We start from the raw sequence: 23,769 nt of genomic DNA on the forward strand, positions 1-23,769 counted from the left end.
GGCTACCGGGAAGAGAATTCACTGGTCAAGAGATCGTGGGTCGGAATCGGTCACGCTCGCGCCCGAGAACCGGGCGGAAATGACTACCCTGCGTGCCGACGGCAGCCTCTCCGTCCGTCTCGTCACGCTGAGTACCGGTAGTGCCTCGCCGCCGACCGCGCGTGGGCCTCCACGCCCACCCCGCCGAGACGTCCGGACGTGCGGTGGGAGGGCCGGGCACGCTACTCGTTGAGCTCGGGTCCCAGCAGCCGGATCTCCTCGATGTCGAGGACCGCCTGCAACTCCCGCAGGACGATGTCGTCGATCTCGTTCGTGTCCCGCATCCTGGTGATCTCGCGCCGCTTGTGTTCGAGCACGGCGAGCCGCAGCCGCCGGTCGACCTCCCGGGCCTGCTCCGCCGACTGGCTCTCGTCGGTGGAGCGGACGTCGTCGAGGTGTTGCTCGTAGTCCGCCCGGACCCGGTCGACCGCGTCCGGCGTCGCGCCGAGCCGGTCCGCGACCTCGGGCAGCACCGCCAGCGCGGCCTCGGTGGCACGCGTCCGGGCCAGTCGTAGCTCGCCGGCCCGTCGGATGTCGCCGACCAGGCCCGCCCACCCGACGACGGCGGGCAGCGTGGTGCCCTGGATCAGCATCGTCAGCAGGATGACCACGGCGGTGGCGAAGATGATCAGATCACGATCGTGCACACGTGTGCCGGTGGTCGTGGTCACCGGCACGGCGAGAGCGGCCGCGAGGGAGACCGCGCCCCGGAACCCCGCCCACCCGGCCGCCGTCCGCACCCGCCAGTTGACCCGCTCGTCCTGCTCCGCCGCCCGGCGGTCGACGACCAGGAAGGCGAACGCCGCCAGGTGGATCCACAGCATCCGGGTCAGCACGACCACGCCGGTCACCACCACCGCGATGACCAGCGCCCGCATCACCGACAGGCTGGTCACCCCGCGCAGGGCGCGCGGGATCTGCATCCCCAGGAGCACGAAGAGCCCGCCGTTGATCAGGAACGTGGCGAGGTCCCAGAAGCCGTACGCCAGCACCCGGGAGCGGGCCCGGATGACCCGGGGGGCGGCGTACGCCAGCATGAGGCCCGCGACCACCACCGCCAGGACGCCGCTCGCGTGCACGAACTCGGCGAGGAGGAAGGCGACGAACGGCGTGAGGACGCTCAGCGCGCCCTCGCGCAGCGGGTCGTCGAGCCGTCGCCGGACCAGGATCACCGCCCAGCCGACCAGCAGGCCGGCGGCGACGCCACCGGCCGACGCGAGGACGAACCGCTCGGTCAGCCCGAGCAACCCCGGCTCGGTGCCGCCCACGATCAGGCCCACTCCGACGGAGAAGAGCACCAGCGCGGTGCCGTCGTTGATCAGGCTCTCCGCGTGCAGGGTGGTCAGGATCCGGCGCGGCATCCGCTTGGCGAGGCCGGCGACCGCCGCCGCGTCGGTCGGCGCGAGCACCGCGCCCAGCACCCAGGCGGCGGCCGGGTCGACGCCGAACCGCTGCACGACGAGCGACACCGCGACCATCGTCGCCACCACCAGCCCCACCGCGAGCAACCCGATCGCGAGCAGGTTCGTGCGGATCTCACGCAGGCTGGTGGTGATGCTCTCCTTGTAGAGGATCGCCGGCAGGAACAGCAGCAGCACCACGTCGGGCTCCAGCACCACGTGGGACAGCGGCGGCAGGAGCGCGAGCAACGCGCCCATCGTGATGAGCAGGACCGGGGGCGCCACGCTGTACCGCCCGCCGAGGGTCGTGCCGATCAGCACCGTGACGCCAAGCACCACGATCAGTTCGAGACCGCCCACGTCGCACCCCCGTCACCGGCCGACGCCACGGCGCCGGGTACGCGCCGGTCGCCTGCCGCTCCACCATCGTGGTACGGCGGTCCGGCGCGGCACCCTCGAACCCGGAAACAGGCAACCTGCCCGACGGCGTCGACGGCGCCGTCCTCGGACGCGACACGCCGCACGCCGCGCGGCGCGTCAGGAGCCGGTGCCGTGCCAGGAGCGCCAGAGGGCCGCGTAGGAGCCGTCGGCCGCGACCAGCTCGTCGTGCGAGCCGATCTCGGCGATCCGGCCGTCCTCCACCACCGCCACGCGGTCGGCGTCGTGCGCCGAGAAGAGACGGTGCGCGATGGCCACGACCGTGCGGCCCTGGAGGACGGCCGCGAGGGACCGTTCCAGGTGCCGGGCGGCGCGGGGGTCGATCAGCGAGGTGGCCTCGTCCAGCACCAGGGTGTGCGGGTCGGCCAGCACCAGCCGGGCCAGCGCCAGCTGCTGCGCCTGCGCGGGCGACAGCGGGTGCCCGCCGGCACCGACCACCGTGTCCAGCCCGTCCGGCAGCCCGTCGGCCCAGTCGAGCGCGTCGACGGCGGCCAGCGCCGACCGGACCGCCGACTCGTCGGCGCCCGGTCGCACCATCGCCACGTTCTCCCGCAGCGTGCCGATGAAGACGTGGTGTTCCTGGGTGACCAGGGCGACGTGCGTCCGCAGCTCCGCCAGGGGCAGCTCGTCGAGCCGCCGACCGGCCACCGTGACCGAGCCGGTGCGGGGCGCGTGCACCCCGGCGAGCAGCCGGCCGAGCGTGGACTTGCCGGCGCCCGAGGGGCCCACCATGGCCAGCTTCTCCCCCGGCTCCGGCACCAGGGTCACCCCGTGCAGCACGTCCCGACCCTCCCGGTACGCGTACCGGACGTCCCGGGCGGCGAGCCGCCGGTCCCCCGGTGGCGGAGGATCGGTCGGGCCCGGGGAGTCGACGGCGGGCCGGCCCGGGGAGTCGACGGCGGGCCGGGTTGGGGCGCCGGCCGGTGGGTCGGCGTCGGCCACCCCGAGCAGGCGGGCCATGGAGGCGCCGCCGACCTGCAACTCGTCCAGCCAGGAGAGCAGCCGGTCGACCGGGTCGATCAGCTGCTGCACGTAGAGCGTGGCGGCGGTGACCTCGCCGAGGCTCACCCAGCCCTCCAGGTGGAACCAGCCGCCGATGATCAGCGTCGCCACCACCGGCAGCACGTAGCCGATCTCGGCGATCGGGAAGAACACCGTGCGCAGCCGCAGGGTGTAGCGCTCCGCCGCGTACGACCGGTGGATGTCGGCGTCGGTGCGGGCCCGGCGGCGCGCCTGCTGCCGCAGCGCCTCCGTGGTCCGCGAACCCTCGACGGTCTCGCTGATCCCGTCGGTGATGTCGGAGTAGGCGGCGTTCTCCCGCAGGTAGCCGTCCGGGGCGCGGCGCAGGTACCAGCGGGTGCCGGCCCACAGCAGCGGCACCGCGAGCAGGCAGGGCAGCGCGAACAGCGGGTCGACCAGGAGCAGCGCGCCGACGATGAAGCAGCCGGTGACGACGGCGATCAGCGTCTCCGGCACCGCGAACCGGACCGTCCGCGACAGCGCCGAGACGTCCCGGGACGTCCTGGTGAGCAGGTCGCCCGTGCCGGCCCGTTCCACGGTGGCCAGCGGCAACGCCAGGATGCGGTCGACGAACTCCTCGCGCAGCTCGGCCAGCACCCGCTCGCCGAGCCGGGCCGACGCCAGGTGGGCGAAGCGGACCAGCACCGACTGCACCAGCACGAACCCGGCGATCAGCAGGGCGATGCGGTCCACGGTGACGCCGGACGTGCCCCGGGAGATCCCCTCGACCAGGTCGCCGAGCAGCCACGGCGCGACCAGGCCGGCCGCGGCGGCCAGCGCGTGCAGGCCGAGCGCGACCCCGAGCGCCCTCGGATGCCGGCGGGCCAGCGTGCGGGCGTAGCGGCGCACCTGGCGCCCGTCGGCGACCGGCAGGGCGGTGGCCATCAGTCCTCCCCCCGGCTGACCGTCGCCCGGTAGCGCGGCTCGCCGTCGAGCAGTGCGGTGTGCGACCCCTCGGCCACCACCTTGCCGTCCTCCACGAAGATCACGTGGTCGGCGCGGTGCAGCACGAGCGGGCTGGTGGTACAGACCAGGGTGGTGCGACCCGTCCGGGCCGCCCCGAGCCGGTCCGCGATCCGGGCCTCGGTGTGCGCGTCCACGGCGCTGGTCGGCTCGACCAGCAGCAGCGTCTCCGGGTCGGCGACCAGCGCGCGGGCCAGCCGCAGCCGCTGCTGCTGGCCGCCGGAGAACTCCCGGCCGCGCTCGGCGACCACGCTGTCCAGCCCCGCCGGCAGGGCCTCGACGATGTCGGTCGCGCTCGCCGCCGCCAGCGCCGCCGCGATCGTCGCGTCGTCGGCCCGGTCGTGCGGGTCCAGCTCCGCGCGCAGCGGGCCGGTGAACAGGTGCGCGTCGTTGTCGGCCACCAGGATCCGCTCCCGCACGGTCGCCAGCGCCACCTCCCGCAGCGGTACGCCGTGCAGCGTCGCGTCCGAGTCGACGTACCGGCCGAGGCGGTCCACGACCGCCGCCGCGTCCTCGGGGGCGGTGGCGGCGAGCGCGGTGAACCGACCCGGGCGTACCGTCACGCCGGAGGCCACGTCGACCAGCTCGCCGGGGCCGTCCGGCAGGGCGGTCGGGCGGGTCGGGTCGAGCAGTTCCGGGGTGAGCCGCAGCAGCCGCACCACCCGCCGGGCGGCGACGTGCCCCCGGGTCAGCTTGTCCACCGCCTCGGTGAGCTGCCGCAGCGGGCTGACCAGGAACGCGGTGTAGCCGTAGAACGCCACCAGCTCACCGGCGCTGATCTCGCCGCGCAGCGCGAACCGGGCGCCGAGCCAGGTGACCAGCACCAGGAACGCCCCCGGGAGCAGCACCTGGGCCGCCTCCAGCAGCGACTCGATCCGGGCCACCCGCAGGCCGTCGGCGCGCAGCGCCTGCGAGCGCGACCGGTAGCGGGCGGAGAGCACCGGCTCGCCGCCGACGCCGCGCAGCACCCGCAGCCCGGAGACGATGTCGCCGGCCCGGGCGGTCAGCGCCCCCTCCGAGTCCCGGTACGCCTGCTGCTGCCGGTGCAGCGGCCGGATGAGCAGCCCGACGACCGCCATCAGCAGCGGCACGCCGAGCACCACGACCAGCCCGAGCGGCACCGAGGCGCCGAGCAGGATCACCCCGACGGTCACGATCGCCACGGCCGCGCCGGCGCCCCGGGCGGTGATGTCGATGGCCGAGCCGATCTGGCTGATGTCGGCCGTGCCGATGCTCACCACCTCGCCGGCGGAGACGCGGCGGGGCAGCGCGGCACCGAGCCGGTTCGCCGCGCCCACGGTCAACTGCACCGTCCGGTACGCCCCGGCGAGGAAGTTGTGCACCGCGCACCGGTGCCGCAGGATCCCCGCGACGGCCTGGAGCACGCCCAGCCCGAGCAGCGCCAGTCCCCAGGTGAGCAGCGCCGCCTCGTCCCGGCGGGTGAGCCCGTCGACGGCCCGGCCGACGGCCGCCGGCACCAGCGCCTGGGCGACCATCCAGACGACGCCCAGCAGGATGCCGACGGTGAGCAGCACCTTGTGCCGCCCGGCCAGCCACACGAGGTAGCGGGTCGCCGAGCGGATGTCGGGTACGCCGGGGTCCCCGGCCGGTGGAAAGCGCATGGCCCATCGACGCTAGGTGGCGGGCCGGCCGTCCCGCCAACCAATTACCGCTCCGGCGTGCCGTGGCTCACGCGTCTTCCACCGGCGCGCGGCCGGCCCCGCCTCAGCGGTCGACCTGGGTGAAGTCCCAGGAGTGCGGCGGGCGGGCCAGCAGCGTCGCCGGGGGCTCCGGCAACGGACGCGGGTTGCTGCGCCACTTGGAGATGACCACCACCCGGTGGTCGGTGGAGGAGAACACCTCGCTGGACAGGTGCATCGGGTCGTGCTCGAACTCCGGCAGCGCGGTGTCGCACACCCAGGTGATCAGGTCCGCGGCGCCGTACGGCTCCGCCCGCGCCTCCCACATCCGCACGATCACGTCAGCCATCCTCGGGGTTCACACGCTGACCGTGGTCAGCGGCATGGCGGAGTCGGCGGGCAGGTCCAGCCGGCTCGGCGCGACACCCGAGGCGACCAGGTGCGAGCCGAGGGCGGCGACCATCGCGCCGTTGTCCGTGCAGAGCCCGGGTCGGGGCACCCGGACCCGGATGCCGTGCGCGGCGGCGCGGTCCTCAGCCATCGCCCGCAGCCGGGAGTTGGCCGCCACGCCCCCGCCGATCACCAGCGTCTCCACGCCGTTGCTCCGGCAGGCGTCCAGCGCCTTGCGGACCAGCACGTCGCAGACCGCCTCCTGGAAGGACGCGGCCACGTCGGCGACCGGCACCGGCTCGCCGGCCCGCTGCCGCGCCTCGACCCACCGGGCCACGGCCGTCTTCAGCCCGGAGAAGGAGAAGTCGTAGCGGTGGGCGGCGAGGTCCTTGGGGGCGGTCAGGCCGCGCGGGAAACCGATGGCGGCCGGATCGCCGGCCCGGGCCTCCCGGTCGATGTACGGGCCGCCGGGGAACGGCAGCCCGAGCAGCCGGGCCACCTTGTCGAACGCCTCCCCGGCCGCGTCGTCGATGGTGGCGCCGAGCGGGGTGACGCCCCGGGCCAGGTCGTCGACGAGCAGCAGGGAGGAGTGCCCGCCGGAGACCAGCAGGGCGATCGCCGGCTCGGGCAGCGGGCCGTGTTCCAGGGTGTCCACGGCGACGTGCGCGGCCAGGTGGTTGACCCCGTAGACCGGCTTCTCGGCGGCGAGCGCGTAGCCCTTCGCGGCGGCCACCCCCACCAGCAGCGCGCCGGCCAGCCCCGGGCCGGAGGTGACCGCGATCGCGTCGATGTCGGCGAGGGTCACCCCGGCCTCCCTCAACGCCCGGTCCATGGTCGGCACGATGGCCTCCAGGTGGGCGCGGCTGGCCACCTCGGGCACCACGCCGCCGAAGCGGGCGTGCTGCTCGACGCTGGAGGCGAGCGCGTCGGCCAGCAGGGTGTGCCCGCGTACGATGCCGACCCCGGTCTCGTCGCAGGAGGTCTCGATGCCGAGGATCAGGGGTTCGTCAGTCATCGCTCACTTCCCGCGTTGCGCTGCATGACCAGCGCGTCGGTGTTGCTCGGTTGGTAGTAGGCGCGCCGCACGCCGATCGGCTCGAAGCCGTACGTCGCGTAGAGCTTCTGGGCGGGGGCGTTGTCCGCCGCGACCTCCAGCAGGACGCTGCGGACGCCGAGCCGGGCGGCCTCGGCGAGCAGCGCCTCCAGCAGGAGCCGGCCGACGCCGCGCCGCTGGGCGTCCCGGCGCACCGCGACGTTCTGCACCCACGCCTCGTCGGGCGGGGCCACGGCGAGCCCGGCGTAGCCGAGCAGGCCCCCGTCGTCGCCGGTGGCGACGAGGTAGAAGTGCCCGTTGGCCAGCTCGTTCCAGAACATCGCCGCCGACCACTGCTCGGCACCGAACAGGTCCGCCTCGATCGGCAGCACCTCGTCGACGTGCCACCACCGGAACCGCTCCAGCCGAACACTCACGGCGTCACCTCGGTTCGCGACCGCGGGGCTCGCAGACCCGGCTCACTCCTCGCACTCACGGCAGGACCGGCTTGCGGGCGGTCGCCGCCACGGCGTCCGGGCGGCGCAGGTAGAGCGGGGTGAGCGCCTCCGACGGGGCGCCGGCCCGGATGCGTTCGGCGGCCAGGGTCGCCAGCACGCCCGCGTCCGGGTAGCGGGGCTCGTCCCGCACGGGCAGGCCGAGCGCGTCCGCGTACCGGTGCGCGCCGTCGCCGACCGCCGCCGTGACCGCCAAGCCGCGGGCGCGCTCGGCGGCGACCGCCGGCACGGACACCTCCGGCCCGACGATCCGCTGGCCCGCGCCGTCGTAGACCGCCCAGTAGATCTCCCGGCGGCGCGCGTCGCTCGCCGCCAGCACCGGCTCGCCGGCGGCCGCCGGGTGGCCGATGGCGTCCAGCGAGCAGACGCCGTACGTCGGGACGCCCAGCACCTGGCCGATGGTGGCGGCGGTGACCAGCCCCACCCGCAGCCCGGTGAACGGGCCGGGGCCGAGCCCGGCGACGATCGCGCCCAGGTCGGCGGGGCGGGCGCCGGCCTCGGTGAGCACGGCGTCGACCTGCGGCGCGAGCAGTTCACCGTGGGCGCGGGCGTCGACCGTGCAGCGGTGCGCGCGGGTCGCCACGCCGTCCGCCGCGACCTCCACCAGCGCCGCGGTCACCGCGGGGGTCGAGCTGTCCACCACCAGTACGAGCACGGTGAACCAGCCTAGTCGCCCCCGTGGTCACCCCCGGTCACGCCCCGTCCGGCGGGGCGGGCGGGGTCAGCTCGGGGTGCGGAACTTGCGCAGGAAACCCGGCAGCAACCAGGGCCGCCGGCCGCTGATGCGCACCCTGCCGGTGAGCACCGCCCGGGCCCGGCTGACCCGGCCGAACATCATCAGGTTGAGCGTGCCGGGATCGTGGTCGATCCGGGCGTCGGGCCGGGCGTCGGGGTCGGCGAACGTCATCCGCCCCCGGTGCAGCAGGAGCCGGACCGGGGCCGCGTACGCCGAGCGGAACTCGACCACGACCGGGCGTTCGCTCGGCGGCGCGCCGCCGTCGATCAGCCGCCCGTAGCCGTGCCGGACCACCCCGGCCAGGAACAGCTCCATGAACAGCGCCGCGTCCCGGCCGGGGAGCGACCACGGCCGCCCGGCGGCGCGGGCGACGTCGTGACCGTGGATGAGCAGCTCGTTGACCAGGTGCGCGCAGAGGCCGGCGAGGGGCACCCGGGCCCCGCCGAGCCAGGGCACCGTCTCGTCGGGGGCCCGCCCCTCGCAGGCGAGGAGGAGCCGCCCCACGTCGGCCCGCAACCGGTCGGCCAGGGCCTGCGGCTCGCGCTCGGTGAGGTGCCGCAGCAGCACGTCGTTGAAGTCCGCCACCGTGTCGACGGTGACGTCGGGGAGCTGCCGGAGCAGACCCGGGACCGGCAGGGGTGGATGCTCCGGGTCCACCAGGCACACGTAGTACCACGCGAGGGAGCCCACGTGGGCCAGCGTGTCGGCCACCGACCAGTGGGCGGTGGCCATCGCCTCCGGCGGGGTGGCGCGGACCAGGTCGAGGAAGCGGTCCGTCTGGTCCGCCAGCGCCGTCCGCGCCACCCGCCACCGCTCGTCGCTGACCGCCGCCATCGCCGCCTCCCGGCTCGCCGACCGCTGAGGCACAGGCTACAACGGACGGTCACCGCGCGGTGACCGCGAAAGTGCGCAGCTGTCAGCCGGCGGAGCGCTCCCACTCGACGGTCGGCAGGCCGGCGTCGGCGAGCGCCTTGTTGGCCGCGCTGAACGGGCGGCTGCCCAGAAAGCCGCGCGGGTTCATCGGGCTGGGGTGCCCGGCCTCCAGCACCACGTGCTGCGGGTTGGTCACCAGGGCCGCCTTCTTGCGCGCGTAGCCGCCCCAGAGCAGGAAGACCACCCGCGAGTCCATCGCGTCGAGCGCCCGGATGGTGGCGTCGGTGAACTCCTCCCAGCCGCGGTTGGCGTGCGAGCCGGGCGTCGCCTCGCGGACGGTGAGCACGGAGTTGAGCAGCAGCACGCCCTGCGCCGCCCAGCCGCTGAGGTTGCCGCCGCGCGGCTTCGGCACGCCGAGGTCCTCCCCCAGCTCCTTGAAGACGTTGCGCAGCGACGGCGGCACGCTCACGCCCTCCCGCACGCTGAAGCTGAGCCCGTGCGCCTGCCCCGCCTTGTGGTAGGGATCCTGCCCGAGGATCAGCACCCGGCAGTCGGCCGGCCCGCAGAGCCGGTAGGCCGAGAAGAGGTCCTCGACCGGCGGGAAGACGGTGCGGGTCGCGTACTCGCCCGCGACGAACTCGGCCAGCGCGGCGGTGCGGGCCGGGTCGAGGTGCGGGGTGAGCACGGCACGCCAGTCCTCCGGCAGCAGCGCCAGCAGGTCCAGGGTGGGGGCGTCGTCGGGCATCGGCAACCTTTCGCCTGTCGGGTCCGTCCCGCGCACTCTAGGCAGCCGGTACGACAGCGCTCACCCGAGGGCGGTCAGGCGCTGCGCCCAGTCGCCGCCGACCGGCTCCAGCTCGACCACCCGGGTGTCGTCGTCGCGCCGGTCGACGCGCACCCGCAGGTGGGCGTCGACGAGCTGCTCGACCAGGCCCTCGCCCCACTCCACCACGGTCACCGACTCGTCCACCGAGGCGTCCAGGTCGAGGTCGTCGATCTCGGCGCGCGGGTCGGCGGCGTCCCCCAGCCGGTACGCGTCGGCGTGCACCAGCGCCACCGTGCCGCCCCGGGCCGGGTCGGGCCGGTGCACCCGGGCGATCACGAAGGTGGGCGAGGTGACGTCCCCGAGCACGCCGAGCCCGGCCCCGACGCCCCGGGTCAGCGCGGTCTTGCCGGCACCGAGCGGCCCGGTCAGCAGCAGCAGGTCGCCGGCGCGCAGCAGCCCGGCCAGCCGCCGCCCGAACTCGTGGGTGTCCTCGACGGTCGGCAACTCCACGACGTGACTCACAGCGCCTCCAGGAACCGGACCAGCGCCGCGTTGACCTCGTCGGCGTGCTCCAGCATCACCACGTGCCCGCTGTCGGTGATCTTGACGAACTCGGCGTGCGGCAGCCGCCGGACGATCTCCTCGGAGTGCGTCACGGGGGTGATCATGTCCTTGTCGCCGACGACCACCAGCACGGGGGTGTCCGCCAGCGCGGCGAGCGCCGGGAACCGGGAGTGCGTGGCCAGCGTCCGCAGGTAGCGCGTCACCGTGTCGGCGGAGGTACGGGAGTTCATCGTCTCGACGTACGACACCAGGGCCGGGCTGGGGTGGCGGGTGCCGAAGCCGTACTTGCGGGTGAGCAGCCACGCCACGTTGGTGGTGGACCTGCGCGCCCGGTCGATCACCGGGCCGCCGTAGCGGGTGACGTTGCCGACCATGTGCAGCACCGGTGCGCCGACCCGGCCGAGCAGGGCGGGCGCGACCAGCTTGGTCTCGGCGATCAGGCCGCCCGAGGTGGCCATCAGCACGGTGCCCACGACCCGGTCGCCGAACAGCTCCGGGAAGAGCTCGGCGAACGCCATGATGGTCATTCCGCCCATCGAGTGGCCGACCAGCACCAGCGGCCCCTCCGGGGCGGTCCGGTCGATCACCTCGCGCAGCGTCCGGCCGAGCGCGGTGAGGTCGTACTCGCCGGTCTCCAGCCGCCCCGACCGGCCGTGCCCGGGCTGGTCGTACGCGACGATCCGGTGCTCGCCCCGCTCGGCGAGCAGCTTGCGCTGGAAGTGGAAGGTGCCCATGTCCAGGCAGAAGCCGTGCACCAGCACCACGGTCGGGTTGCCGGGCACGGGCCGGGTCGGCTCCACCACCTCGACGTGGATGTCGGTGCCGTCGGGCATCTCCAGCCGGAAGGAATCGTCGTACCGCTGGTCGCCGAAGACCTCCCCGGCGTACCGGTCGGTAGGGTCGGCCTTGAGCTTGCGGACCAGGGCGCGTTCGGTGGCGACGCCGGCCGCGAGCCCGGCGGCGGCGACCCCGACGGCGGCCAGCGCGCCGATGGCCGCCCTGGCGTGTCCGGTACGTGGCAGCGGGATGCGGGGACGAGGCGTCACGGGCGCTCGCCGTCGTAGACGCGGGGCACCCGGGTGCTGCCGAACCGGGTGACGATCTCGTAGTTGATGGTGCCGGCCGCCTCGGCCCAGTCGTCGGCGGTGGGCCCGCCGTCGGTGCCGTCGCCGAAGAGGGTGACCTCGTCGCCGGCGGCCACCGGGTCGTCGCCGCAGTCGAGCACGAACTGGTCCATGCAGACCCGGCCCGAGATCGTCCGGCGCTTGCCGCCGAGCTGCACCGGGCCGCTGTTCGAGGCGTGCCGGGGCACCCCGTCGGCGTAGCCGAGCGGCACCACCGCGAGGTTCGCCGCCCGCTCGGTGGTGTAGGTGTGCCCGTACGAGACGCCGGAGCCGGCCGGGACGCGCTTGGTGAGCATCACCCGGGCCCGGGCGGTCATCGCCGGACGCAGCCCGTAGCTCTCGCCGGACACCGGGGAGAGGCCGTAGACGGCCAGGCCGGGCCGGACCAGGTCGAAGTGGGTGTCCGGCCGGGTCAGGGTCGCCGCCGAGTTGGCCAGGTGCCGGTAGCGCGGTCGCAGGCCGGCCTGCTCGGCCATGCCGATCCCCTCGTGGAAGACGGCGATCTGGCGGTCGATGGTCGGGTGGCCGGGCGAGTCCGCGTACACGAAGTGGCTCCACACCCCGACCACCTCGACCAGGCCGTCGGCCTGCGCCTTGGCGGCGGCGTCGAGCAGGGCCGGCCAGTCGGCGACGGTCGCGCCGCCCCGGGCCAGCCCGGTGTCGATCTTGAGGTGCAGCCGGGCCGGGCGGCCGGCGGCGCGGCCCGCCGCGACCATCTCGTCGAGCTGGGGCAGGCTGGCGACGCCGAGGTCGACCCCGGCGGCGACGCCCTCGTGCAGCGGCAACCCGGGCGAGAGGAGCCAGGCCAGCACCGGCACGGTGATCCCGGCCCGGCGCAGCGTCAGCGCCTCGTCCAGCGTGCAGACCCCCAGCCAGTCGGCCCCGGCGTCGAGGGCGGCGCGGGCGGCCGGGACCATGCCGTGGCCGTAGCCGTCGCCCTTCACCACCGCCATCAGCTCGGCGGCGGTGCCGGACCTGAGCCGGCTCACGTTCTCGCGGATCGCGTCCAGGTCCACGCGCACCTCGGCCTGCCACATGCCCCCAGCCTACTTTCCGCGCCGATCTCCCTGGCCGAGGCCGGCGCAGCCGGTGCCGCCGGCACAGGAGCCACCGCCGGTGCGGCCGGTGCGGCCGGGTCAGCCGAGGCGGGCGAGGACCGGGCGGAGGGCGTCGGCCACGTCGGGCGCCGTCACCGGCCCGCCCCGGGCCGCCTCCCGGCCGGCCAGCCCGTGCAGGTACGCGGCGGCGGTCGCCGCCCGCTCCGGGGGCAGCCCGGCCGCGAGCAGCGAACCGAGCAGCCCGGCCAGCACGTCGCCGGTGCCCCCGGTGGCCAGCGCCGGGGTGCCGGTCGGGTTGACGTACGCCCGACCGTCCGGCGTGCCGATCACCGTGCGGTCGCCCTTGAGCAGCACCACCGCGTTCATCCAGGCGGCCAGCCGCAGGGTGGCGCCCACCCGGTCGGCGCCCGGCTCCTCCCCGCAGAGCCGGGTGAACTCCCGGTCGTGCGGGGTGACCACGATCGGGGCGTCCCGCGTGCGCAGCCGGCCGGCGAGGGAGCCGTCGACCAGCAGGGTCAGCGCGTCGGCGTCGAGCACCACCGGCACCGGGGCGGCGAGCACCGCCCGCAGTTCGGCGGCCGCCTCCTCGCCGGTGCCCAGGCCGGAGCCGCAGACCCACGCCTGCACCCGCCCGGCGTCGGCGACCCGACCGGTCGCGATCACCGACGGGTGCCGGCGCAGCACGTCGTCCCGGGCCGAGCCGGCGTAGCGGACCAGGCCGGTCGGGCCGGCCAGCGCCCCCGCGACGGAGAGCACGGCCGCGCCGGGGTAGGTCGCCGAGCCGGTCGCGACGCCCACCACGCCCCGGGTGTACTTCTCCGAGGCCGGGCCGAGCCGGGGCCACCAGTCGACGACGTCCGACCACTCGGTCACGCCCAGCGCCGGGCTGCCCCGCAGCCACGGCTCCAGCCCGATGTCGACCAGCTCCACCTCACCGGCGAGCACGGCGGCCGGGCCCACCACCAGGGCCGGCTTCAGCCCGCCGAACGTCACCGTCACGTCGGCCCGCACCGCGCTGGGTCGCCCCGAGGCGGTCAGCGGCACGTGCCCGGTGTCGACCGCGACCCCGCTGGGCACGTCCACGGCCACCACGGCGGCCGGGGCGCCGTCGCGCCCGCGGTGCCGCACGAGGCTGGCGGCGAGCTGGTCGGCGGTGTCCCGGAGCCCGCCGCGCCCGCCGATCCCCACGATGCCGTCCAGCACCAGGTCGACGGTCCCGGGCGGCCGGTCGACGACCCGCCCGCCCGCGGCCCGCAGCGCGGCCAGCCCCTCCGCGTGCGCCCGGCCGGGGGACAGCAGCAGCGCCGACACGGCCGCGCCCCGCCGGGCCAGGTGCGCGCCGGCGAGGAGCGTGTCACCGCCGTTGTCGCCGGAGCCGACCAGCAGCAGCACCCGCGCGGCGTAGACGCCGCCCCGGTCGGCCAGCAGCAGCGCGCAGCGGCGGGCCAGCCCGGCCGCCGCCCGCTTCATCAGCGTCCCGGGCGGCAGCGTGGCCATCAGGCCCGCCTCCGCCGCGCGTACGTCCGCGACCCGCCACACCGCTCTCATGCCACCCCGTCCCGTCCGATTCCCGGCGCGCCGCGACCGGCACGCTCCCGATCACCGTTCCGCGACCACCATGGCCGAGGCGATCCCGCCGTCGTGGGACAACGAGAGATGCCAGCGGTTGACCCCGCGTTCGGTGGCCGCCGCGGCGACCGTGCCGGAGACGGTCAGCCAGGGCCGGCCGTCCGGGTCCGGCACGATCTCGCAGTCGTGCCAGCTCAGCCCGGCCGGGGCGCCGAGCGCCTTGGCGACCGCCTCCTTGGCCGCGAAGCGGGCGGCCAGCGACTCGGGCGAGCGCGGGTTGCCGGAGCGGGTGCAGCGCTCGGCCTCCGTGAAGAGCCGGTCGGCGAGCAGCGGTGTCCGTGCCAGGGCCTTGGCGAACCGCTCGACGAGGACGACGTCGATGCCGACAGCGACGATCACCCGCTCACCCTACCGGCGCGGGCGGCCGCACATTAGCCGCCGCTTCCGCGCGGGGCAACGCCTGTGGACGACCGGCCGTACGCCGGGCGGGCCGTCGTCCACAGGCCACGCGAGGGGGTGTGGACGACGCCTAGCGTCGCGCCCGTCGATGTTCTCGCGAGGCGGGGGGCCGGGGATGACCGAGGAGCCGTTGACCGTACGACCGGACGCGCTGCGCCGGGCCGCGCGCGGGCTCGACGACGACGCGTACCGGCTGGCGCACGGGCTGGCCGGGGCGTCCGGGCTGGTGGTGCCGGCCCCGGAGTGGTCGGCCGGGGCGGCGTTGGCCGGGCTGGAGTCGGCCGTGCACGCCTGGTTCGGCGGGCTCGGCGCCCGGGTGGCCCACACGGCCGGGGCGGTCCGTTCCGCCGCCGAGGCGTACGAGGCGGTGGACGACCGGGCGGCCGGCCGGCTCACCGCGCTGTCCCGGTGACCGCGCCGGCACCCCCGGCGGCGGGTCGGTCGGCCCCGGCCGGGCACGCGGCGCGTCCGGCGCGTCCGGTCGCCGGCCCGATGGGCCGGACAGCTCCGACACGCCCGGCGCACCCCGCCGACCGCGCGGCGGACGTCGGCTACCGGCAGCTGTGGGCGGCCGATCCCGAGGCGTGGCGGGCCGCCGGGGTGGCCTGGCGAGGGCTGACCGGACCGGTGGCGCGGCGGGCCGACGGGCTGGTCGCCGGTGCGGCGGCGCTACGGTCCGGCTGGTCTGGCGGGGCGGCCGTCGCCGCCGACGCCCGGCTCGCGGCCCTGCGCACCGAGCTGACCTCCGCCACCCCCGCCCTGATCGAGGCCGACCAGGTGCTGGCCGAGTTCGCCGGTCGGCTGGCCGCCGCCCGGGCCCGGCTCGCCGCCGCGGTGACCCGCGCGGACGCGGCCGGGCTGCTGGTCGACCGGCAGGGCCGGGTCACCGCCGGCCCCGCCCGCGCGCCGGCGACCGCCCGCTCCGGGGCGGGCGCGTCCGGGACGGGCACGTCCGGAACTGGCGCACCCGTGGTCCGTGCGCCCGGAGCGAACCCGTCCGGGGCCGACGCACCCGGAGCCGGCGCATCCAGGTCCGGCGCGGGCGAGGTGGGCGTGGCCGAGGTGGGCGCGGCGATCCGGGCGGCGCTGGAGCTGGCCGGTGCGGCCGACCGGGAGGCCGCGGGCCGGCTGGACGCGCTGGCCGCCGCCGCCCGCGCGGCGTGGGCGGACGCGCCACCGCCCGGTCGCCCGGCGCCCGGCGCCGAACCGACCGCGGTGCGGGCCTGGTGGACCGGGCTCACCCCCGCGCAGCGCCGGTGGCTCGTCGCGCACGAGCCGGGGCTCCTCGGCCGCCTCGACGGGGTGCCGGTGGCCGCCCGCGACCAGGCCAACCGGCTGCTGCTCGGGGCGCGGCGGGAGGAACTGCTGGCCGCGCGGCGACGGCTGCTGGCGCGGGTGCCGCGCGGGCCGGTCGAGCTGGCCGGGCTGTTGCGGCTCGGGAGGTCCCTGGCCGGGCTGGACGCGCTGGCCGCCCGCCTGGCCGGCGACGAGCAGCCCCGGGCTTACCTGCTGGGGCTGGGCACGGCCGGCGAGGGGCGGGCGGTGGTGGCGCTGGGCAACCCCGACCGGTCGGCCCGGGTGCTGACCTACGTGCCGGGGATGACCGCCGGCCTGCACGACGTGCCCGGCGAGCTGGGTCGGGCGGCCCGGGTGCTGTCCCGCTGCGCCGCCCTCGCCCCCGAGGAGGAGGCCGCCGCGGTGCTCTGGCTGGACTACGACGCCCCCGACTTCCTGCACGAGGCGGCGTGGCCGGGTCAGGCCCGGGACGCCGGCCCGGCGCTGCACCGGTTCCAGGAGGGGCTGCGGGAGACCCACGACGGGCCCCCGGGCCGGCAGACCGTGCTCGGGCACAGCTACGGCTCGCTGGTGGTCGGCACGGCCGCGCGCGATCACGGGCTGGCCGCCGACGCGCTGGTCTTCGTCGGCTCGCCCGGGGTGGGGGTCGCGCACGCGGGCGAGCTGGGCGTGCCGGCCGGGCAGGTCTGGGCGAGCACCGCGCCGGACGACGTGATCCGGTGGGCCCGGCCGCCGGACGAGCTGGCCCGCCGGTTCCTGCTGGGCGCGTCGCCGGTCGGCCCGGCGGTCGGGGGGCTGCTCGGCGCGCCGGAGCGGGAGCTGTGGTTCGGGCAGGACCCGTCCCACCCGGGCTTCGGCGGGCGTACGTTCCCCAGCGGCCGGCACGGCCACACGGGCTACTGGGCGCCCGACAACCCGGCCCTCGACGGGATGGCCCGGGTGGTGCTCGGCCGCTGACCCCCCGCGACGCGACGGGCCCCGTCCACCGGCGCGGATGGACGGGGCCCGTCGTGGGGCGCTACGGCTACTCGACCGTGACCGACTTGGCCAGGTTGCGGGGCTGGTCCACGTCGTGCCCCCGGGCGGCGGCGATCTCGGCCGCCATGACCTGCAACGGCACGGTGGTGACCAGCGGCGCGAGCAGCGTCGGCGTACGCGGCACGTAGATCAGGTGGTCGGCGTAGCGGACGACCGCCTCGTCGCCCTCCTCCGCGATCACGATGGTCCGGGCGCCGCGCGCCCGCACCTCCTGGATGTTGGAGACCACCTTGTCGTGCAGCATGCCCCGGCCGACCGGGGACGGCACGATGCAGATCACCGGCGTGCCCTTGTCGATCAGCGCGATCGGGCCGTGCTTCAGCTCGCCCGCGGCGAAGCCCTCGGCGTGCATGTACGCCAGCTCCTTGAGCTTGAGCGCGCCCTCCAGGGCCACCGGGTAGCCCACGTGCCGGCCGATGAAGAGCACCGTCGGCTCGGCCTTCAGGTCGCGGGCCAGCTCGCGGACGGGCTCGATGCGCTCCAGCAGCTCGCGCAGCTTGCCCGGCATCTCCTGGAGCTGGGCGACCACGGCGGCCACCTCGTCGGCGAACTTGATGCCGCGCACCTGGGCCAGGTGCAGGCCGATCAGGTAGCAGGCGACGAGCTGGGTGAGGAACGCCTTGGTGGAGGCGACGGCGATCTCCGGCCCGCCGTGGGTGTAGAGGACCGCGTCGGACTCCCGGGGGATGGTGGAGCCGTTGGTGTTGCAGATGGCCAGGACGCGGGCCTTCTGCTCCTTGGCGTGCCGCAGCGCCATCAGGGTGTCCATCGTCTCGCCGGACTGCGAGATCACCACGATCAGCGTGGACCGGTCGAGGACCGGGTCGCGGTAGCGGAACTCGCTGGCCAGCTCCACCTCGCACGGGATCCGGGTCCAGTGCTCGATGGCGTACTTGGCGACCAGACCGGAGTGGTACGCGGTGCCGCAGGCCACGATGAAGATCTTGTCGACGTCGCGCAGGTCCTGGTCGCTGAGGCGTACCTCGTCGAGCATGATCTCGCCGGAGTCGGTGAGCCGGCCGAGCAGCGTGTCGGCGATGGCCTGCGGCTGCTCCTCGATCTCCTTGAGCATGAACCAGTCGTAGCCGCCCTTCTCGGCGGCGGAGGAGTCCCAGTCGATGTGGAAGTCCTTGCCGCTGGCGGGCTGGCCGGCGAAGTCGGTGATCTCGATGGTGTCACCGGTGATCAGGACGATCTGGTCCTGGCCCAGCTCCACCGCCTCCCGGGTGTGCTCGATGAACGCGGCCACGTCGCTGGCGAGGTAGTTCTCCCCGTCGCCCCGCCCGACGACCAGCGGTGAGTTGCGCCGGGCGCCGACCACCGCGCCGGGCACCGCGGCGTCGACGGCGAGCAGCGTGAACGCGCCCTCCAGCCGCCGGCAGACGACCTGCATGCCGGCGGCGAGCAGCTGCGGCCCGTCGGGGTGGCCGGCGGCGCGCAGGTCGGCCAGCGCGGCGGAAAGCAGGTGTGCCGCGCACTCGGTGTCGGTGTCGCTGGTGAACTGGACGCCGTCGGCCTCCAGCTCGGCGCGCAGCTTCGCGAAGTTCTCGATGATGCCGTTGTGGATCACGGCGACGCGGCCGTCGGGGGCCAGGTGCGGGTGGGCGTTGCGGTCGGTCGGACCGCCGTGGGTGGCCCAGCGGGTGTGCCCGATGCCGGTGGTGCCGTCCCCGATGCCGATGGGGCTGGCCGCGCAGGACGTGGGGTCCTCGGCGGCCCGCTCGGAGAGCACCTTCTCCAGGTTGGCCAGCTTGCCGGCCTTCTTCTCGGTCAGCAGCACGCCGTCGCAGACGATGGCGACGCCGGCCGAGTCGTAGCCGCGGTATTCCAGCCGCCGCAGTCCGTCGAGCACGATGCCGAGCGCCGGGCGCGCGCCGGCGTAACCAACGATTCCACACATGTCCCGCAGCCTAACCTAGTTCCACTCATCGCGCGTGCGCGAAAGCCGGGTAAACGATCACCCAACTTGAGCGATCGGAGGGGAAGCGGCACTCTCCGTGACATAGCTCCGCCGGGCGACGGCGCCGCCCGCGACGGTTCCGCGCGGTCGGGGCCGCCCTCGGCAGGGGTTGAAGCCGCGCCGGGAGTCCGTAGGCTGGCGGGCGTGACGACCGCCGACGTGGATCCGCTGGTGGCCCGGATGCGTCCGTTCGGGACGACCGTCTTCGCCGAGATGTCCGCCCTCGCCGTGCGCACCGGCGCGGTCAACCTCGGTCAGGGCTTCCCCGACACCGACGGGCCGCCGGAGATGCTCGCCGCCGCCGCGGAGGCGCTGCGCACCGGGCAGAACCAGTACCCACCGGGTCCGGGCGTCCCGGCGTTGCGCGCGGCGGTGGCCGCGCACCAGCGCCGGTTCTGGGGGCTGGAGTACGACCCCGACGGTGAGATCGTGGTGACGGCGGGCGCCACCGAGGCGATCGCGGCGGCGATCCTCGGGCTCTGCGAGCCGGGCGACGAGGTGGTCTGCTTCGAGCCGTACTACGACTCGTACGCCGCCTCGATCGCGCTGGCCGGCGCGGTCCGGCGCCCGGTCACGCTGCGTCCCGCCGCCGACGGCCGGTACGCCTTCGACCCCGCCGCCCTGCGCGCCGCGTTCGGCCCGCGCACCCGACTGGTGCTGCTGAACTCACCGCACAACCCGACCGGCAAGGTGTTCACCCCCGACGAGCTGGCCCTGGTCGCCGAGTTGTGCCGGGAGCACGGCGCGTACGCGGTGACCGACGAGGTGTACGAGCACCTGGTCTTCACCGACGCCTCCACCCTGCACGTCCCGCTGGCCACGCTGCCCGGCATGCGCGAGCGGACGTTGCGCATCTCGTCGGCCGGCAAGACGTTCTCCTGCACGGGCTGGAAGGTCGGCTGGGTGAGCGGGCCGGCGACGCTGGTCTCGGCGGTGCTGCGGGTGAAGCAGTTCCTCACCTTCGTCAACGCCGCGCCGCTCCAGCCGGCGGTCGCGGTGGCGCTGGCCCTGCCCGACGACTACTTCACCGCCTTCCGCGACGGCATGCAGGCCCGCCGGGACCAGCTCGTCGGCGGGCTCACCGACGCCGGGTTCGAGGTGCTCCCGCCGGAGGGCACGTACTTCGTCACCGCCGACGTCAGCGCGCTGGGCGGGCGCGACGGGGTGGAGTTCTGCCGCTCCCTGCCCGAGCGGTGCGGGGTGGTCGCCGTGCCGACGCAGGTCTTCTACGACGACCCCGAGGCCGGTCGACACCTGATCCGCTTCGCGTTCTGCAAGCGCCCGGAGGTGCTGACCGAGGCGGTCACCCGACTGCGCCGGCTGTCCACGACCTGACCGACGCGTACGCCCGACCCGTCAGCCGGCCGCCCGGGTCGGGCCGGTCCCCCGTTCCGCCGGCGCGCCCTCGGGGCGGGGCGCACGAAGCCGGGCGAGCGCCGCGCCGCCGTCGGCGAGCAGCACCCCCTCGGCGTCGTCGACGAAGGCCAGGTCGGCCTCGACGTGCCGACTCGCCGCCGAGAGCAGCAGGCCGACCACCGGGTCGTCGGCCCGGCGGCGCAGCCCGTCGAGGTTGCGCAGCTCCCGCATCAGGTGGCCGCGCTGGTTGCCGAGCACCGTCCGCACCGTGGCCGGCTCGCCGGAGCGGGCCGCGGCGGTCACCTTGAGGAAGAAGTCGTCCCGGAACCCGCCGCTGCGCGGGCTGGGCTCGCCGAGCCAGCGCGCCAGCTCGGCCCGGCCGCCCGGGGTGATCTCGTAGACCACCCGGTCGGGCTTGACCGGCTGGGGCTGCCGTTCGGCCACCACCAGGCCGTCGCGGGAGAGCCGGTCGAGGATCTGGTAGAGGTGCCCGATGTTGAGCGGCCCCCACTGCGGGCCGACCGCCTCCTCGAAGGCGCCCTTCAGCTCGTAGCCGTAGCTGGGGCCGCCGGCGAGCAGGGCCAGGACCGCGTGCTGTATCGCCACCGTCTACTCCGATCCGGCCCGGAGCCGGCCGCCGGCCGGGCCTTGCATTGTCACAATGTATCGCGCAGAGTGTGCACAGCACACGGGGAGGCGCGACATGCTCGACATCATCTGGAAGCAGCTTCGCGGCCGTGCGGGGCGGTCGGTGGCGCTGCTGCTCGGCGTACTGGTGGCGACCACCGGTTTCGTCGTGCTGACCGGCGCCACCACCACCTCCCGACTCGACGTCACCGGCGCCGTCGAGCGGAACACCGAGGCCGCCTACGACATCCTGGTCCGCCCGAAGGGCGCGCGCACCCCGCTGGAGGCCGAGCGCCGGCTGGTCCAGCCCAACTACCTCTCCGGCCTCTTCGGCGGCATCACCACCGCGCAGTACGACCGGGTCAAGGCGGTCACCGGGGTGGACGTCGCCGCCCCCATCGCCATGCTGGGGCACTCCACCGCCCCGGTGCCGACCCCGCTGGACCTGACCGGGGCGGTCGACCGGTCGCTCGACCGGCAGGTCATCCGCGTCGATCCCCGGTTCGTCGCCGAGCGCGGGCTCTCCGGCACGCCGGGCCGACCCCGCTTCGTGTACGTCACCACCCACCCGTTGATCTACGCCCGCGTCGACCTGCCCCACACCAGCGAAGCCACCCCCTACACCGACGGGCGCACCTACCCATGGGCCGACTCGTGCGGACCCGCGCCCCGCGAGGTGCTGCCCGACGGCCGCACCCGGGCCGTCTGCGACCCCCGGTTCGCCCTGGGCAGCCCGGGCGCGTACTCCGAGCGCGAGGAGTGGTCGCTGGTCGCCGTGCGGCTGCTCCCCGACGGCCGGTTCGAGGCCGGCGCGGGCGTCCTCGCCGACGGAGGGACGGGCCCCTCGTCCACCTCGGACCGACTGCGGATCGCGGTCCACCTGACGGTGCCGCTCCTGCTCGCCGCCGTCGACCCGGCCGCCGAGGACCGCCTCGTGGGCCTCGGCGGCGCGGTGGTCGACGGCCGGGCGCTGAACCCGGACGACACGGTGACCGTCAGGCGGGCCGGCTCGGGGGAGGTCCACACCGTGCCGGTGCTCGCGACCAGCAACTCCTTCGTCGACGAGGAGCTGCACGCCAGCTTCACGCGGCTGCCCGCGGCCCGGCCGGCCGGCGTCGGCCTCGTCGAGCTGGAGCGGGCCCTGGGGCGCGGTCCCGCGCTCCCCGCCGGCGATGCTCGCGAGGACGTCGCCACCGGCTGGCGTGCCCGGCTCGCTGCGGGCCTCTCCCCGACCGGCTGCTGCTTCGGCCAACTCCAGACGATGGTGCAGGCCGGGCCGACACGTTACGACCAACTGCCCGACGGCACGCTGCGGGTCGACGCGCTCCCGGCGGCCGACCCGACGGTGTACGGCGACCAGTTCACCTTCAACCCGTACCCGCGTCCCTGGCTGGCCGGGGACACGGGGGCGCGGTCGCTGCGCAAGGTCCCGCTGAAGACGGACAGGTCGGGCAACCCGTACCGGAGCTGGCGGGCCGTGGGGGTCTTCGACCCGGCGAAGCTGACCGGCTTCAGCGACCTCGGGCGGGTGCCACTGGAGACGTACGAGCCGCCGTCGGCGCAGGGCGCGGACGCCCGCAGCCGGGACGCCCTGGGCGGCCGTCCGCTGGAGCCGGGCGGAAACCCGGCCGGTCACCTCTCGGCCCCGCCGCTGCTGCTGACCAGCCTCGCCAGCGTGCCGAAGCTGCTCGCGGGCGGCGGCAGCCCGCAGCTCACCGCCCCGATCAGCGCGATCCGGGTCCGGGTCGCCGACGTGGGCGGCTACAGCGACCGCGCCGCCGAGCAGGTCCGGCTGGTCGCCGAGCGGATCGCCCAGGCCACCGGGCTCGACGTCGACATCACGCTCGGCTCGTCCCCCGCCCCGCAGGCCGTTGAGCTGCCCGCCGGGTCGTTCGGCCGGCCGGCGCTACGGCTGGCCGAGAACTGGTCGGCGCTCGGGGTCGCCTCGGTGATCACGAAGGCGGTGGACCGCAAGAGCGTCGCGCTCTTCGTGCTGGTGCTGGTGGTCTGCGCGCTCTTCCTCGGCAACGCGGTCGCCGCCGCCGTCCGGGACCGCCGGTCCGAGCTGGCGGTGCTCGCCTGCCTGGGCTGGCCCGCCCGGCTGATCGGCGCGCTCATCCTCGGCGAGGTCGCCGCGCTCGGGCTGGCCGCCGGGCTGCTCGCGCTGGCGCTGGCGGTCCCGCTCGGGGCCGCGCTCGGCATCGACGTGGGCTGGCGGCGGGCACTGCTGGCCGTACCGGTGGCACTGCTGCTGGCGCTGGTCGCGGGCCTGACGCCGGCCCTGCGGGCCGCGCGCGCCCACCCGGCCGCCGCGCTGCGCCCGGCGGTGGCGACGGCCCGCTGGGTACGCCGGCCGCGCACCCTGGCCGGCCTGGCCCTGGCCAACCTGGCCCGCACGCCCGGCCGCACCCTGCTCGGGGCCGGCGCGCTGGCCATCGGGGTGGCCGCGCTGACCCTGGTCGCCGCCGCCGGATACGCGTTCCGCGGTGCCATCGTCGGCAGCCTGCTCGGCGACACGGTGTCGCTGAGCGTGCGCGGCGCGGACACCATGGCCGCCATCGCGACGGTGCTGCTCGGGGCCGCCGCGGTCGCCGACGTGCTCTACCTGAACATCCGGGACCGGGCCGCCGAGCTGGCCACCCTGCGCGCGGTCGGCTGGAGCGACGCCGCGCTGGGCCGGCTGGTCGCCTACGAGGGGTTGGCCCTGGGCCTGCTCGGCGCGGTCACCGGCGCCGGCCTCGGGCTGGCCGGGGCGGCCGGGCTGGTCGGGGCCCTGCCCGGCACCCTGGTCACGGTCGCCGCGCTGGTGGCGGTGGCCGGCGTCCTGGTCACCTCGATGGCCGCCCTGGTCCCGGCCGCGCTGCTGCGCCGGCTGCCGACCGCACGACTGCTCGCGGAGGAGTGA

General features: G+C 75.9%; 20 protein-coding genes. 4 read left to right on the top strand and 16 right to left on the bottom strand.

Features of this window, described 5'->3' with window-relative positions; translation table 11 throughout:
- Positions 1-221: 221 nt before the first annotated feature.
- The 14 genes from AB0883_RS05550 to AB0883_RS05615 form a co-directional block, all read right to left on the bottom strand.
- Positions 222-1,799 (bottom strand): Na+/H+ antiporter, encoded by a 1,578-nt coding sequence (locus tag AB0883_RS05550; protein WP_366639686.1) that lies wholly within the window; start codon positions 1,797-1,799, stop codon positions 222-224.
- 177 nt (positions 1,800-1,976) lie between these two features.
- Entirely contained in the window at positions 1,977-3,782 is a 1,806-nt protein-coding gene (locus AB0883_RS05555; protein ID WP_366639688.1) for an ABC transporter ATP-binding protein, read from the bottom strand.
- Positions 3,782-5,482 carry an ABC transporter ATP-binding protein gene (locus tag AB0883_RS05560; RefSeq protein ID WP_366639690.1) on the bottom strand — a complete coding sequence of 567 codons (1,701 nt, stop codon included), beginning with the start codon at positions 5,480-5,482 and terminating at the stop codon, positions 3,782-3,784. Before AB0883_RS05560 ends, AB0883_RS05555 begins: the two co-directional genes overlap by 1 nt.
- A 103-nt stretch (positions 5,483-5,585) precedes the next feature.
- Entirely contained in the window at positions 5,586-5,840 is a 255-nt protein-coding gene (locus AB0883_RS05565; protein WP_091627865.1) for a hypothetical protein, read from the bottom strand.
- Between the two features lie 18 nt (positions 5,841-5,858).
- Entirely contained in the window at positions 5,859-6,905 is a 1,047-nt protein-coding gene (tsaD, locus tag AB0883_RS05570; protein WP_366639692.1) for a tRNA (adenosine(37)-N6)-threonylcarbamoyltransferase complex transferase subunit TsaD, read from the bottom strand.
- The gene (gene rimI, locus AB0883_RS05575; protein ID WP_366639694.1) at positions 6,902-7,360 is read right to left on the bottom strand and encodes a ribosomal protein S18-alanine N-acetyltransferase; all 459 of its coding nucleotides are present in this window, start codon (positions 7,358-7,360) and stop codon (positions 6,902-6,904) included. Before rimI ends, tsaD begins: the two co-directional genes overlap by 4 nt.
- Positions 7,361-7,415: 55 nt before the next feature.
- Positions 7,416-8,093, bottom strand: coding sequence for a tRNA (adenosine(37)-N6)-threonylcarbamoyltransferase complex dimerization subunit type 1 TsaB (gene tsaB, locus AB0883_RS05580; protein ID WP_121399839.1), 678 nt, complete (start codon positions 8,091-8,093; stop codon positions 7,416-7,418).
- A gap of 66 nt (positions 8,094-8,159) precedes the next feature.
- Positions 8,160-9,008 carry a maleylpyruvate isomerase family mycothiol-dependent enzyme gene (locus AB0883_RS05585; protein WP_366639695.1) on the bottom strand — a complete coding sequence of 283 codons (849 nt, stop codon included), beginning with the start codon at positions 9,006-9,008 and terminating at the stop codon, positions 8,160-8,162.
- A gap of 82 nt (positions 9,009-9,090) precedes the next feature.
- Positions 9,091-9,792: a uracil-DNA glycosylase gene (gene ung, locus AB0883_RS05590; protein WP_366639697.1), complete on the bottom strand. Its 702-nt coding sequence runs from the start codon at positions 9,790-9,792 to the stop codon at positions 9,091-9,093.
- A 60-nt stretch (positions 9,793-9,852) separates the two neighbouring features.
- Entirely contained in the window at positions 9,853-10,335 is a 483-nt protein-coding gene (gene tsaE / locus AB0883_RS05595) for a tRNA (adenosine(37)-N6)-threonylcarbamoyltransferase complex ATPase subunit type 1 TsaE (RefSeq protein ID WP_366639698.1), read from the bottom strand.
- A complete protein-coding gene (locus tag AB0883_RS05600; protein ID WP_366639699.1) occupies positions 10,332-11,423 on the bottom strand; it encodes an alpha/beta hydrolase in 1,092 nt (363 codons plus the stop codon). Before AB0883_RS05600 ends, tsaE begins: the two co-directional genes overlap by 4 nt.
- Positions 11,420-12,538, bottom strand: a complete 1,119-nt coding sequence (gene alr / locus AB0883_RS05605; protein WP_366639701.1) for an alanine racemase — start codon at positions 12,536-12,538, stop codon at positions 11,420-11,422. The genes AB0883_RS05600 and alr overlap by 4 nt, the downstream gene beginning before the upstream one ends.
- Positions 12,539-12,637: 99 nt before the next feature.
- On the bottom strand, positions 12,638-14,107 hold the full coding sequence (locus AB0883_RS05610; protein WP_366639703.1) for an NAD(P)H-hydrate dehydratase: 1,470 nt from the start codon (positions 14,105-14,107) through the stop codon (positions 12,638-12,640).
- Between the two features lie 51 nt (positions 14,108-14,158).
- On the bottom strand, positions 14,159-14,527 hold the full coding sequence (locus AB0883_RS05615) for a holo-ACP synthase (protein WP_366639705.1): 369 nt from the start codon (positions 14,525-14,527) through the stop codon (positions 14,159-14,161).
- 175 nt (positions 14,528-14,702) lie between these two features.
- Between AB0883_RS05615 and AB0883_RS05620 the strand changes: the two genes are divergently transcribed.
- Positions 14,703-14,999, top strand: coding sequence for a type VII secretion target (locus tag AB0883_RS05620; protein WP_366639706.1), 297 nt, complete (start codon positions 14,703-14,705; stop codon positions 14,997-14,999).
- Between the two features lie 80 nt (positions 15,000-15,079).
- Entirely contained in the window at positions 15,080-16,840 is a 1,761-nt protein-coding gene (locus AB0883_RS05625) for an alpha/beta hydrolase (protein WP_366639708.1), read from the top strand.
- Positions 16,841-16,907: 67 nt separating this feature from the next.
- Here the strand turns inward: AB0883_RS05625 and glmS are convergent, their stop codons facing one another.
- Positions 16,908-18,821: a glutamine--fructose-6-phosphate transaminase (isomerizing) gene (gene glmS, locus AB0883_RS05630; protein WP_366639709.1), complete on the bottom strand. Its 1,914-nt coding sequence runs from the start codon at positions 18,819-18,821 to the stop codon at positions 16,908-16,910.
- Between the two features lie 204 nt (positions 18,822-19,025).
- Here glmS and AB0883_RS05635 point away from each other — a divergent pair, with 204 nt between their 5' ends.
- The gene (locus AB0883_RS05635) at positions 19,026-20,216 is read left to right on the top strand and encodes a pyridoxal phosphate-dependent aminotransferase (RefSeq protein ID WP_366639710.1); all 1,191 of its coding nucleotides are present in this window, start codon (positions 19,026-19,028) and stop codon (positions 20,214-20,216) included.
- 21 nt (positions 20,217-20,237) lie between these two features.
- On the opposite strand, the gene AB0883_RS05640 is transcribed toward AB0883_RS05635, so the two are convergent.
- A complete protein-coding gene (locus AB0883_RS05640) occupies positions 20,238-20,843 on the bottom strand; it encodes a PadR family transcriptional regulator (RefSeq protein WP_366639712.1) in 606 nt (201 codons plus the stop codon).
- Positions 20,844-20,940: 97 nt separating this feature from the next.
- Here AB0883_RS05640 and AB0883_RS05645 point away from each other — a divergent pair, with 97 nt between their 5' ends.
- Positions 20,941-23,769, top strand: a complete 2,829-nt coding sequence (locus AB0883_RS05645; RefSeq protein WP_366639714.1) for an FtsX-like permease family protein — start codon at positions 20,941-20,943, stop codon at positions 23,767-23,769.

It is taken from the genome of Micromonospora sp. NPDC047812, from assembly GCF_040704175.1.
Taxonomy (GTDB): Bacteria; Actinomycetota; Actinomycetes; order Mycobacteriales; family Micromonosporaceae; genus Micromonospora.

What these genes read in the sequence shown, in the direction of transcription:
- AB0883_RS05555 (WP_366639688.1), bottom strand. Translation starts at nt 3,782, where the DNA reads ATGGCCACCGCCCTGCCGGTCGCCGACGGGCGCCAGGTGCGCCGCTAC.
- AB0883_RS05560 (WP_366639690.1), bottom strand. Translation starts at nt 5,482, where the DNA reads ATGCGCTTTCCACCGGCCGGGGACCCCGGCGTACCCGACATCCGCTCG.
- tsaD (WP_366639692.1), bottom strand. Translation starts at nt 6,905, where the DNA reads ATGACTGACGAACCCCTGATCCTCGGCATCGAGACCTCCTGCGACGAG.
- AB0883_RS05585 (WP_366639695.1), bottom strand. Translation starts at nt 9,008, where the DNA reads ATGGCGGCGGTCAGCGACGAGCGGTGGCGGGTGGCGCGGACGGCGCTG.
- ung (WP_366639697.1), bottom strand. Translation starts at nt 9,792, where the DNA reads ATGCCCGACGACGCCCCCACCCTGGACCTGCTGGCGCTGCTGCCGGAG.
- alr (WP_366639701.1), bottom strand. Translation starts at nt 12,538, where the DNA reads ATGTGGCAGGCCGAGGTGCGCGTGGACCTGGACGCGATCCGCGAGAAC.
- AB0883_RS05610 (WP_366639703.1), bottom strand. Translation starts at nt 14,107, where the DNA reads ATGAGAGCGGTGTGGCGGGTCGCGGACGTACGCGCGGCGGAGGCGGGC.
- AB0883_RS05620 (WP_366639706.1), top strand. Translation starts at nt 14,703, where the DNA reads ATGACCGAGGAGCCGTTGACCGTACGACCGGACGCGCTGCGCCGGGCC.
- AB0883_RS05625 (WP_366639708.1), top strand. Translation starts at nt 15,080, where the DNA reads ATGGGCCGGACAGCTCCGACACGCCCGGCGCACCCCGCCGACCGCGCG.
- glmS (WP_366639709.1), bottom strand. Translation starts at nt 18,821, where the DNA reads ATGTGTGGAATCGTTGGTTACGCCGGCGCGCGCCCGGCGCTCGGCATC.
- AB0883_RS05645 (WP_366639714.1), top strand. Translation starts at nt 20,941, where the DNA reads ATGCTCGACATCATCTGGAAGCAGCTTCGCGGCCGTGCGGGGCGGTCG.